Raw genomic sequence first — 13,676 nt, 5'->3', positions numbered from 1 at the left:
GAGGACCACGGCATGCAGCAGTTGATTGAATCGGTAGGCGCGCTTTCTCCCGAGAAACGCAAGGCGCTGGCGATTCTACTGGGCAAACAGGGCATTAACCTTTATGGCATCGCGCCGATTTTCCGGCGTACCGAAGGTGAACCGCTGCTGTTGTCTTATGCCCAGGAGCGGCAGTGGTTTCTCTGGCAGATGGAGCCGGACAGCGCGGCGTACCACATTCCCACGGCGTTACGCTTGCGCGGCGCCCTGGACATGGCGGTACTGCAGCGCAGTTTCGATACGCTGATCGAGCGTCACGAAACTCTGCGCACCGGGTTTGCCCGAGGTGATCAGGACAAGGCCATTCAGCTGATCAAGGCGCCGTATGCCTTGCCGATCGAGGTTCCCCCACTGGCAGGCGAAGTCGATGAGCCGCGTTTGCGCGCGGCCATCGAAGCACAGATCGCCCGCCCGTTCGACCTTGAACAGGATGCGTTGCTGCGCGTCTGCCTGTTGCAACTGGCACCGGACGATCACGTTCTGGTGATCGTGCAACATCACATCATTTCCGATGGCTGGTCGATGCAAGTGATGGTCGGCGAGTTGATCGAACTCTATGCCGGGTTCAGTCGGGGCGCGCCGGCCAGGCTGGCACCGTTGCCGATTCAGTACGCCGATTTCGCCCAGTGGCAACGCAGCTGGATGGACGCCGGTGAGCGCGAGCGGCAACTGAGCTATTGGGTCGAACACCTGGGTTCGGATCCGGGCGTGCTGGAGCTGCCGGCCGACCATCCGCGCCCACTGGTGCAAAGCTATCGCGGCGCACGTCTGGATCTGCAACTGGACGCGGCGTTGAGCAAAGGCATGCATGACCTCGCGCGACGTGAAGGCGTGACGATGTTCATGCTGTTGCTGGCGGCGTTCCAGACCTTGCTGCATCGCTACAGCGGTCAGGATGACATTCGCATCGGCGTGCCGATTGCCAACCGCAATCGCGCGGAAACCGAAGGGTTGATCGGCTTTTTCGTCAACACCCAAGTCTTGCGCGCCAGCCTCGACAGCAGCATGCCGTTCAGCGCGTTGCTGGCCCAGGCCAAGCAAACGGCGCTGGGCGCGCAGGCGCATCAGGATCTGCCGTTCGAGCAATTGGTCGAAGCCCTGGCGCCGGAACGCAGCCTGAGCCGCAGCCCGTTGTTCCAGGTGATGTTCAACCATCAGAGCGGCACGCGGCAGGTCAATCAGGCCATGCAGTTGCCGGGGCTTGCGGTTGAAAGTGTGAACTGGGACAGCCTCACGGCGCAGTTCGACCTGACCCTTGAAACCCACGAGTCGCCGCAAGGCGTGTGGGCCTCGCTGATCTACGCCACGGACCTGTTTGAGGCGACGTCCATCGAGCGGATGGGCCGGCACTTGCAGGCGCTGCTCAAGGGCATCGTCAGCGATGCGCAACAGCGCGTCGGCGAGTTGCCGTTGCTCGATGCCAGTGAGCGGCAGGTCTTGCTGCACGACTGGAACCCTGTGGACGCGCCGTTTGCCAGCGATCTGTGCATTCATCAGTTGATCGCTCGTCAGGCGGCGCAGACCCCGGATGCACGCGCGGTGACCTTTGCCGAGCGGCACCTGACGTATGCCCAGCTTGAAGCGCGGGCCAACCCGTTGGCGCATGCCTTGATCGAACGTGGCGTCGGCCCGGAAGTGCGGGTCGGCGTGGCGATGCAGCGCTCGGAAAATCTGCTGGTCGCGCTGCTGGCCGTGCTCAAGGCTGGGGGTGTGTACGTGCCGCTCGATCCGGATTACCCGGCCGACCGTGTCGCTTACATGCTCGAAGACAGTCGTGCGCTGTGCCTGCTGACCGAACGCGAGGTCGCCGCCAATCTGGCGATCGCGGCCGACACCGACGTGCTGCTGATGGACAACGCCGCCGAAGATTTCGCCGCGTACCCTGCGCATGCGCCGGACACGCGGGTGTCGGCCGACAACCTGGCGTATGTGATTTACACCTCCGGTTCTACCGGCAAACCGAAAGGCGTGGCGATTGCGCATCGCAACGTGCTGGCGCTGATCGACTGGTCGCAATCGGTGTACAGCCGCGACGATATTCAAGGCGTGCTGGCCTCGACCTCGGTGTGTTTCGACCTGTCGGTGTGGGAGCTGTTTGTCACCCTGGCCAACGGTGGTTCCCTGATCATCGCCCGTAATGCGCTGGAGTTGCCGCAGTTGCCGGCCCGCGATCAGGTGCGCCTGATCAACACCGTGCCGTCGGCGATTGCCGCCCTGCAACGCAGCGGCGAGATCCCGCCGAGCGTGCGCATCATCAATCTGGCCGGCGAGCCGCTCAAGCAAGCGCTGGTCGACACCCTATACGCGCAACCGACGGTCGAGCATGTTTTCGACCTGTACGGTCCGTCGGAAGACACCACCTATTCGACCTGGACCCGGCGCATGGCCGGTGGCCAGCCGAGCATCGGACGGCCACTGAAGCACACCGCCAGCTATGTCCTCGATGGCGAGCTGCAACCGGTGCCGCAAGGCGTTGCCGCCGAACTGTATCTGGCCGGTGCCGGCATCACCCGCGGTTACCTGGCCCGGCCGGCGTTGACCGCAGAAAAATATCTGCCGAACCCGTTCGGCGCTCCGGGCGAGCGCTTCTACCGCACGGGTGACCTGACGCGTTATCAAGCTGACGGCAACCTGCAATACGTCGGGCGTATCGACCATCAGGTCAAGGTGCGCGGGTTCCGCATCGAGCTGGGCGAGATCGAAGCACGCCTGCTGCAACAAGACGCGGTGCGCGAACTGGCGGTGCTGGCGCAGGAAGGCGCGAGCGGTCAGCAACTGGTCGCTTACATCGTGCCGAGCGCTGCGCTGGGCAATGCCGAAGAACAGGCGCGGCTGCGCGAAGTGCTCAAGGCCGGCCTGCGTGAACACCTGCCGGAGTACATGGTGCCGGCGCACTTGCTGTTCCTCGAACGACTGCCGCTGACCCCCAACGGCAAGCTTGATCGCAAGGCCCTGCCCAAACCTGATGCAGCGCTGGAGCAGCACACCTACCTGGCACCGAGCAACGACAACGAACGGCAATTGTGTGAGATCTGGCAGGCCGTGCTCGGGTTGGAGCAGGTGGGCGTCACGGATAACTTCTTTGCCTTGGGCGGTGACTCGATCATCTCCATTCAGGTGGTCAGCCGCGCCCGTCAGGCCGGTCTGCGCATTACCCCCAAGGATTTGTTCCAGTACCAGACCGTGCAAGGTCTGGCCCGGGTCGCCCAGCGTGGCGAAGCGGCGTTCAGCATCGAGCAGGGCGCCGTCACCGGCAGCACGCCGTTGCTGCCGTTCCAGCAACGATTCTTCGAACTGCAGATTCCCGAGCGTCAGCGCTGGAATCAGTCGCTGCTGCTGAAACCTTCGCAGGCGGTCGATGCCAACGTCCTTGAACGCGCCTTGCAGGCGCTGGTGGCGCATCACGATGCCTTGCGCCTGAGCTTCAGCGAAGGCGCTGAAGGCTGGACGGCCACGCACCGTGTGCCGGAGAACCAAGCGTTGCTGCAACAGGCGAGCGTGCAGCACGTCGACGAAATCGAAGCGGTGTGCGACGCCGCGCAAGGCAGCCTCGATCTGCAAAACGGCCCGCTGTTGCGCGCCGTGCTGCTGAATGTGGCCGACGGCAGTCAGCGTTTGTTGCTGGCGATCCATCACCTGGTGGTCGACGGTGTGTCGTGGCGCGTGTTGCTGGAAGATTTGCAGAACGCTTGCGAGCAACTGCAAAACGGTCAGACGATCAAACTCGCGGCCAAGACCAGCCCGTTCAAGGACTGGGCGCAACGCCTGCAAACGTTCGCCGCCGGCGAGCTGCAAAACGAACTGGCGTGGTGGGCCGAGCAGTTGGGCGAGGCGCCTGCCGATTTGCCTTGCGACAACCCGGCGGCGACCTTGCAAAACCGTCACGCGGTGAGTGTGGAAACCCGCCTGAATGCTGATCAGACCCGCCAACTGCTGCAGCAGGCGCCCGCCGCCTATCGCACGCAGATCAACGATGTGCTGCTGACGGCACTGGCGCGGGTGATTTGCCGCTGGACCGGTCAGGCTTCGACCCTGATTCAACTCGAAGGTCATGGTCGTGAAGAGCTGTTCGACGACATCGACCTGAGCCGCACCGTCGGCTGGTTCACCAGCCTGTTCCCGGTGCGCCTGACCCCAGCCATGGACCTGGCCGATTCGCTCAAGGCGGTCAAGGAACAACTGCGTGGCGTGCCGAACAAAGGCCTGGGTTTCGGAGCCTTGCGTTACCTGGGCAATGAACACGCGCAGCAGACCCTCGCCGCGCAGCCGGTACCGCGCATTACCTTCAACTACCTGGGGCAGTTCGACAGCCAGTTCGACGATGCCGCGCTGTTCGTGCCCGCCAGTGAAAGCACCGGCCGTGAACAGAGTTCGCTGGCACCGCTGGCCAACTGGCTGGACATCAACGGCAAGGTCTATGGCGGTGAGCTCAACCTCAGCTGGTCGTTCAGCCACGAAATGTTCAATCAGGCGACGATCCAGCGTCTGGCTGACGACTATGCGCAAGAACTCAATGCGCTGATCGCCCATTGCTGTGAGGCGCACAACCGCGGCGTGACGCCGTCGGACTTCCCGTTGGCTGACCTCAGCCAGGCGCAGCTCGATGCGTTGATCACGGATCCGCAAGCGGTGGACAACGTCTACCCGCTGTCGCCAATGCAGCAGGGCATGCTTTTCCACACCCTGTACGAACAAGGTTCGGGCGATTACATCAACCAGATGCGCGTGTCGGTGGAAGGGCTTGATGTCGAGCGTTTCCGTCAGGCCTGGCAAGCGGCGCTGGAGGCTCATGACATTCTGCGTACGCGGTTTGTCTGGGGCGGCGAGCAAGCACAGCCACTGCAAATCGTCGAACGCACGGCCACGCTGCCGTTCATCCTTCACGACTGGCGCGGCCAGCCGAGTGAGGCGCTGGATGCGCTGGCCGAGGCCGAGCGCAGCCGTCCGTTCGACCTGAACGAGGTGCCGCTGTTACGCCTGGTGGTCGTGCGCACCGCTGCAGACCGTCACGAACTGCTCTACACCAGTCATCACATTTTGATGGACGGCTGGAGCAACTCGCAGTTGCTCGGTGAGGTGTTGCAACGCTATGCCGGGCAAGTGCCAGCAGCAGCCATCGGCCGCTACAGCGATTACATCGCCTGGCTGCAGCGTCAGGACCGTCAGCTCAGCGAGCAGTTCTGGCTTGAGCGTCTGGCGCAATTTGATGAGCCGACCCGCTTGGCCCAAGGGCTGGCGGATCGTTCGGCGAGCGCAAATGGCGAGACCGAACAGTATCAGCAGTGGATCGACGCCACCGGCACGTTGCGCCTGAGTGAATTTGCCCGCCAGCAAAAAGTCACCCTTAACACCTTGGTGCAAGCGGCGTGGCTGCTGCTGTTGCAGCGTTACACCGGGCAGTCGACCGTGGCATTCGGCGCCACGGTGTCGGGGCGTCCGGCGAACCTGCCGGGGGTCGAGCAGCAGGTCGGCCTGTTCATCAACACCTTGCCGGTGATTGCCCGTCCGGAACCGCAATTGACGGTCAGCCAGTGGCTGCAAACCGTGCAGGAACTCAACATCGCCCTGCGTGATTTCGAACACACGCCACTGGCTGATATCCAGCGCTGGTCGGGGCAGGGCAGCGATGGCCTGTTCGACAACCTGTTGGTGTTCGAGAACTACCCGATCTCCGAAGCGCTGGAGCAAGGCTCAGCGCTGGGCCTGAATTTCGGCGCGGTGGACACCCGTGAACAAACCAATTTTCCGTTGACGGTCGGGGTCAATCTGGGCGACACCCTGTCGGTGCATTACAGCTTTGCTTCGGCGAATTTCAGCCAGGAGGCGATTGTGCGTCTGCACGCACAACTGGCCTCGCTGCTGGAGCAATTCGTGCAGTCGGCCAGTGCGCGTCTCGGCGCGTTGACCCTGCTCAGCCGTGAAGAACAGAACCGTTTGCAGGACAGCAACCGTGCGCAGCCGTGCACGGATCCGTTGCTGGTGCATCAGCGCATCGCGGTGATTGCGGCGCAGCAGGCGCAACAACAAGCCGTGCGGTGTGGCGATCAGGCGTTGACCTTCGCCGAGCTTGAAACCCAGGCCAATCGCCTCGCGCATGTGCTGATCAATGAAGGCGTCGGCCCGGAAGTGCGCGTCGGCGTAGCCCTGCCGCGCAGCCCATCGATGCTGGTGGCCTTGCTCGCTGTGCTCAAGGCCGGCGGCGCCTACGTGCCGCTGGACGCCAGTTATCCGCGCGAGCGCCTGGCCTATCTGATCGAAGACTCGGGCATCGCGCTGTTGCTCACCGATTCGCAGCTGCGTACCCGGTTGCCGCTGAGCGCCGGTCTGCGCGCACTGGATCTGGACACCCTGCCGACCGCCGAATGGCCAGACGCTGCGCCGCAGGTTGACGTGCACGCGGAAAACCTCGCCTACGTGATTTACACCTCAGGTTCCACCGGACAACCCAAGGGCGTATGCGTAGCGCACGGCCCGTTGGCGATGCATTGCCAGGCCATCGGCCAGCGCTATGAAATGACCCCGGACGATTGCGAACTGCACTTCATGTCGTTCGCGTTTGACGGCGCCCATGAGCGTTGGCTGACCCCGCTGACCCATGGCTCGCGGCTGTTGTTGCGTGACGACAGTCTGTGGAGCCCGGAGCAGACCTATAGCGCCATGCAACAGCACGGCGTGACCGTGGCGGCGTTCCCGCCGGTGTACCTGCAGCAATTGGCCGAGCACGCCGAACAGGTTGGCCAGCCGCCCGCAGTGCGCATCTACTGCTTCGGCGGCGACGCCGTGCCCAACGACAGTTTCGAGCGGGCGCGTGCCGCGCTGGCGCCGCAGTACATCATCAACGGTTACGGGCCGACCGAAACCGTGGTCACCCCGCTGATCTGGAAGGCCGGACGCAATGACGAGTGCGGCGCGGCCTATGCACCGATCGGTACGCGTATCGGCGACCGCAGCACCTGTGTGCTCAGCGCTGATCTCAACGCGTTGCCCCAGGGCGTGATGGGCGAGTTGTACCTGGGCGGCAGCGGGCTGGCCCGGGGTTATCTGGATCGTCCGGCGATGACCGCTGAACGCTTCGTACCCGATCCGTTCGGGGCGCCGGGCAGTCGTCTGTATCGCAGCGGGGACCTGGTGCGTGAGCGCGCCGATGGCGTGTTTGACTATCAGGGCCGCGTCGACAACCAGGTGAAAATCCGTGGTTTCCGCATCGAACTGGGCGAAATCGAAGCGCGTCTGCTGGAACTGAGCAGCGTGCGCGAAGCCGTGGTACTGGCGCATGCCGGGCCCAGCGGCAAGCAACTGGTGGCGTATCTGGTGCCGACGCAGCCGCTGGCAGATTCGGATCTGAGCGAATGGCGCGACAGCGTACGCAACGTCCTCAAGGAGAGTCTGCCAACGCACATGGTGCCGGCGCACTTGATGGTGCTGGCGCACCTGCCGGTGACCCCGAACGGCAAACTCGATCGCAAGGCGCTGCCGGCACCGGACGCCAGCCTGATGCAGAACAGCTACGTGGCGCCGCGCAACGACATGGAGCAACGCATCGCCATGATCTGGGCCGATGTGCTGCGCCTTGAACGTGTCAGCGCCACGGACAACTTCTTCGAGCTGGGTGGTGATTCGATCATCTCGATTCAAGTGGTCGGCCGTGCGCGGCAGGCCGGTATCCAGTTCACACCCAAGGATTTGTTCCAGCACCAGACCGTGCAGGCACTGGCGGCAGTCGCGCAACTGGGCGGCACGCTGCTGAGCATTGACCAGGGGCCGGTCAGCGGTGCGACGCCGTTGCTGCCGTTCCAGCAATGGTTCTTCGCCAGCGCGATTCCCGAGCGGCATCACTGGAACCAGTCGTTGCTGCTCAAACCGGCGATGACCCTGCACGCCGACAGCGTTGCGCAAGTGCTTCAGGCACTGGTTGCGCATCACGATGCCTTGCGTTTGTCGTTCAGTGAAACGGCTGACGGCTGGACAGCCACTCACCGCGCGATCGAGCCTGCGCAAACACTGCTCTGGCAGCGCACGCTGACCGATCCTGATGAAATCGAAGCCACCTGTCAGCAGGCCCAGGGCAGCCTCAATCTGCACGACGGTCCGCTGCTGCGAGGTGTGCTGCTCGACCTGCCGGACCACACTCAGCGTTTGCTGCTGGTGGTGCATCACCTGGTGGTCGACGGTGTCTCGTGGCGTGTTCTGCTGGAAGATCTGCACACCGCGTTCAGCCAGATTCAGGCCGGGCGCGAGGTCGCGTTGCCGGCCAAGACCAGCGCCTTCAAAGCCTGGGCCGAACGCCTGCAGGCGCACACCGCCAGCCTCGATGATGAACAGGCCTTCTGGCGTGAGCACTTGCAGGGGGCGAGCGCCACGTTGCCGTGCGAGCGCCCGGACGGCAGCCTGGAAAACCGCTACGCGCACAGTGTGCAGACGCGTCTTGCCCCTGAGCTGACCAAACAACTGTTGCAACAGGCCCCGGCGGCTTATCGCACGCAGGTCAACGACCTGCTGCTGACCGCACTGGCGCGCGTCATCAGCCGCTGGAGCGGGCATGCCTCGGCGCTGATTCAGCTGGAAGGTCATGGTCGTGAAGACCTGTTTGACGATATCGATCTGAGCCGCACCCTCGGCTGGTTCACCAGCGTGTTCCCGGTGCACCTGACCCCGGCCAGCGGGCTCGCTGATTCGATCAAGCAGATCAAGGAACAACTGCGCGCGATTCCCGACAAGGGCATCGGTTTTGGCGCCTTGCGTTATCTGGGCGATGTGTCGGCGCGTGAGGCGTTGGCAGACCTGCCAACGCCGAAAATCACCTTCAACTACCTTGGCCAGTTCGACAGTCAGTTCGACGAAGCTGCGCTGTTCCTGCCGGCCGGCGAAAGTGCCGGCAATGACCTCAGCGATCGCGCCCCCCTGGGTAACTGGCTGTCGGTCAACGGCCAGGTGTATGGCGGTGAGCTGAGCCTGTCGTGGAGCTTCAGCGAGCAGATGTTCGACACTGCGACCGTGCAGGCATTGGCCGATGATTACGGGCGTGAGCTGACAGCGCTGATCGACCACTGCGTGGTTCCGGGCAACCACGGCCTGACGCCGTCGGACTTCCCGCTGGCCGCGCTGAGTCAGGCGCGTCTGGACGGTTTGCCCGTGGCGTTCGCGGACATTGAAGACATCTATCCGTTGTCGCCGATGCAGCAGGGCATGTTGTTCCACACCTTGTCCGATGATGGCGACGATCTCTACGTCAATCAGCTCAACCTGTCGGTGGAAGGCCTCGATATCGAGCGCTTCCGTGCCGCGTGGGAATGCGTGGTGCAGCGTCACGAAATTCTGCGCACGTCGTTCCACTGGCAAGACAGTCAGGCGTCACCCGTGCAGATCGTCCACCGTCAGGGCGTGGTTGACCTGCAAGCGCTGGACACGCCGATGGATGATGCGCAACTCGCCGAGTTCGCCCGTCAGCAGCGCGTTCAGGGTTTTGCGCTGGACCGCATGCCGTTGCAGCGCACGCGCCTGATTCGTCTGGGTGCGGACAAGTACCAATTGATCTGGACCAGCCACCACATCCTGATGGACGGCTGGAGCAGTTCGCAGTTGTTCGGCGAGGTGCTGCAGCATTACGCAACCGGTCAGGTTGAAGGCGAGAGCGGTCGTTATCGCGACTTTATCGCGTGGTTGCAGCAGCAGGATTCGGCGCAACTCGAGCAGTTCTGGCGCGGCCACTTGCAGACGCTGGTCGAACCGACGGCGTTGAGCCAGGCGATGCACCCGCGTCACGAGTCCGCCGAGCACGGTCACCAGGCGTTGTACACCCGTTGGGATGCACAGCAGACCGCTTTGTTGCAGCAGCATTGCCGAGCGCAGGGCATCACCGCCAACACGCTGATTCAAGGCGCATGGTTGCTCTTGTTGCAGCGCTACACCGGGCAGCACAGCGTGGCGTTTGGTGCCACGGTGGCCGGACGCCCGGAGGGCTTGCCGAATGCCGGCAGCATGCTGGGTCTGTTCATCAATACCTTGCCGGTGATCCAGACCCTCGATCCGGCACAGCCGTTGAACGCCTGGTTGAGCAGTCTGCAGGCCTATAACCTCGACCTGCGTGAACATGCTCACGCACCGCTGGCGGACATACAACGCTGGTCGGGGCAGGGCGGGCAAGCCTTGTTCGACAGCATCATCGTGTTCGAGAACTACCCGATCGACCAGCGTCTGGAACAGGCTCCGGGCGGCTTGCGCTTCGGCACCTCGGCCAGCCATGACGTGACCAACTTCCCGATGGACCTGGCGGTGCATCTGGGCGAAGAGTTCTCCATCGAGTACCTGTTCCTGCGTGATCGTTTCACTGTCGAAGCGGTCGAGCGGATCCGCCAGACCATGGAAGTGTTGCTGCACAGCATGATGCAGCAGCCGACCGAGCGTCTGGGCAATCTGCAACGTCTGGCTGCGCCACAATGGCAGGCCTTGCAACAGTGGGGCGCAGAACCGGCGGCGGTGCACCGGCGCGAGCTGTTACCGGCGATGATTGCCGCGCAACGCCCTGAGGCGATTGCCGCCGAATGTGCCGACGAGCAGTTGAGCTATGCGCAACTTGAGCGCCGTGCCAACCAGTTGGCGCATCATTTGATCGCGGCGGGTGCCGGTCCGGAAGTGCTGATCGGTGTCGCACTTGAGCGCTCGCTCGACATGCTGGTGGCCTTGCTCGCGGTGTTCAAAAGTGGCGCTGCCTACGTGCCGCTGGACATCGATTATCCGAGCGATCGCCTGGCCTTCATGATCGAAGACTCCGGCATGCGTCAGATGATCAGCCGTGGCGCCGCCAGCCAGCGCTTGCCGCTGCCGGCGAACCTGCCATTGCTCGATCTCGATCATTTCGATGGCAATCAATATCCGCACACCGCGCCGCGGGTGCAGACCTGTGATGACAGCCTCGCTTACCTGATCTACACCTCGGGCTCTACCGGTTTGCCCAAAGGTGTTGCGGTGACCCACGGACCGCTGAGCATGCATTGCCAGGCGATCCGCGAACTGTACGAAATGGACGCGACCACCCGCGAATTGCACTTCATGTCGTTCGCCTTCGATGGCGCGCATGAACGCTGGCTGACCACCCTGGCCTGCGGCGGCACCCTGGTGCTGCGCGATCATGAACTGTGGACGCCGGAGCAGACCAGCCACGCCTTGCTCAGCCGTTCGATCGACATCGCCTGCTTCCCGCCGGCCTACCTCAAGCAGGTGGCCGAGTACGTCGAGGCCAGCGCTATGACCGTGCCGAAGGTGCGCATTTACTGCCTGGGCGGTGACGCTGTGCCTGAGCAGACCCTGGCTCAAGTGCGCCGCGTGTTGCAGCCGCAGTTCATCACCAACGGTTACGGCCCGACCGAAACCGTGGTCACGCCGATGCTCTGGAAAGCGCCGAACGATGAAGCCTGCGCTGCCGCCTATGCGCCGATCGGGCGAGTGGTCGGCCAACGCTCGTTGTGGGTGCTGGACGACGATCTCAATCCGCTGCCACAAGACTTGTCCGGCCAGTTGTATATCGGCGGCTACGGGGTTGCCCGAGGTTACCATGGCCGTGCAGCCATCACCGCCGAGCGCTTCGTGCCGGATCCGTTCGGCGCGCCGGGCAGTCGTTTGTACCGCAGCGGTGACCTGGTGCGCCTGCGCCAAGATGGCATCCTCGATTACGTCGGCCGCGCCGACCATCAAGTGAAGATTCGCGGCTTCCGCATCGAACTGGGTGAAATCGAAGCCTGCCTGCGCGCTCAGGACGGCGTCACCGATGCCGTGGTCATCGCCCGTGACGGCGTCTCGGGCAAACAGTTGATCGGTTACGTGGTCAGCGCTGACGACAACGCCGGCGACCGTCTGAAGACCCTGTTGCGCGCACAACTGCCGGAATACATGGTGCCGCTGCAGATCATTGGCCTGGCGCGCCTGCCGATCTCACCGAATGGCAAACTGGACCGCAAAGCGCTGCCGGAGCCAGCCTTTTGCGCCGATCAATATCAGGCGCCACGCAACGAGCAGGAACGTTGGCTGGCAGAGATCTGGGCCGACGTGCTGCAAGTGGAACAGGTGGGTATCAGCGACAACTTCTTCGAGTTGGGCGGTGATTCGATTCTCAGCCTGCAAGTGATTTCCCGGGCGCGCAACCATGCGCAACTGAAACTGGAGATCAAGCTGCGCGACCTGATGCGCTTCCAGACCATTGGCAACCTGTTCGACCAGCAAGCGGTCGCCCGCTCGAGCCAGACTGCCGATAGCAGTCATGTGGCGCAGGCGGGCGCGTTTGGTCTGTTGCCGATTCAGGAGTGGTTCTTCGCCGAGGGTATGAGTGAACCGCATCATTTCAACCAGGCGATGATGCTGCGTTCGCGCCAGGCACTGGATGCCCCGGCGCTGGAGCAGACGCTGCGGTTGATGCTCGAGCAGCATGATTCGTTGCGCCTGCGCTTCCATCAGGATCAGGGCCGCTGGTTGCAGCACTATCAAACGTTGCCGGACTGCCTGCGCATCGCTGAACGCAACCCGTTGTTGTGGCAACGGGAGATCAGCGACATCGAGCAACTCGACGCACTGGTCAACCAGGCCCAGCGCAGCCTCAACCTGCTCGAGGGGCCACTGCTGCGCGGCCTGCTGGTGAACCTGCCGGACGGCGAGGTGCGTCTGCTGTTGGTGGTGCATCACCTGGTGATCGATGCGGTGTCGTGGCGGGTATTCCTGCAAGACCTGCAACTGGCCTACGAGGCGTTCAGTCAGGGCCGCGAGCCGCAACTCGCGCAGCGCACCAGTAGCTATCGCGCCTGGGCCGATGGCCTCGCGGCGCAGGTGCCGGCACTGGTCGAGCAAGAGCTGGATTACTGGCTGGCACAGCTGGATCAGCCGGGCAAGGATCTGCCGTGTGACAACCCGCGTGGCAAGAACCTGGTGCGCTTCCGCGAAGAAACCTTCATGGGCCTCGACGCCACCCGCACCGGGCAATTGCTCAAACAGGCGCCAGCGGTGTACGGCACGCAGATCAACGATCTGCTGCTGACGGCGCTCGGTCGTGTGCTGTGTCGCTGGAGCGAGGCCGAGTCGGTGCTGGTGCAACTGGAAGGGCACGGCCGTGAAGACCTGGTCGAAGGGCTGGACCTGAGCCGCACGCTCGGCTGGTTCACCACCATGTTCCCGGTACGGCTGGCGCCCTTGACCGAGCAGGATTTCGGCGCGTCGATTCTGGCAGTACGCGAACAGTTGGCGGCGGTGCCGCAGAAGGGTGTCGGCTACGGCGCGTTGCGCTACATGGCCGATGCGTCGGTGCAACAGCGTCTGGCGGCGTTGCCACAGGCGCGACTGACCTTCAACTACCTGGGGCAGTTCGACCAGACCTTTGATGAGCAGGCGATGCTGATGCCGGCGGACGAGCACATCGGCGACGTCTACAGCCTGGACGCCAACCTTGGCAACTGGCTGGAAATCGTCGGTCAGGTGTTCGACGGCAAGCTGTCGATGCGTTGCATGTACAGCACCCGTCGCTTCCGCCCAAGCACCATCGAAACCTTGATGCAGCAGTATCAGGCCGAGCTGGAAGCGCTGGTCGAGCATTGCCTGCAACAGTCGGCGCGCTGAGCCGGTCTTTAACTTTTTGACAGGGCCGGTGCGCATTGCGC

General features: G+C 63.3%; 1 protein-coding gene. It reads left to right on the top strand.

Features of this window, described 5'->3' with window-relative positions; genetic code table 11:
* Positions 1-12: 12 nt before the first annotated feature.
* Entirely contained in the window at positions 13-13,635 is a 13,623-nt protein-coding gene (locus ACQ4OE_RS19385) for a non-ribosomal peptide synthase/polyketide synthase (RefSeq protein ID WP_430947588.1), read from the top strand.
* Positions 13,636-13,676: the final 41 nt, after the last annotated feature.

Origin of the sequence: Pseudomonas sp. WC2 (genome assembly GCF_050586545.1) — a bacterium.
GTDB lineage: Bacteria > Pseudomonadota > Gammaproteobacteria > Pseudomonadales > Pseudomonadaceae > Aquipseudomonas.
The sequence above is the reverse complement of the archived record's forward strand: the minus strand, read 5'-3'. Positions and strand labels throughout refer to the sequence as shown.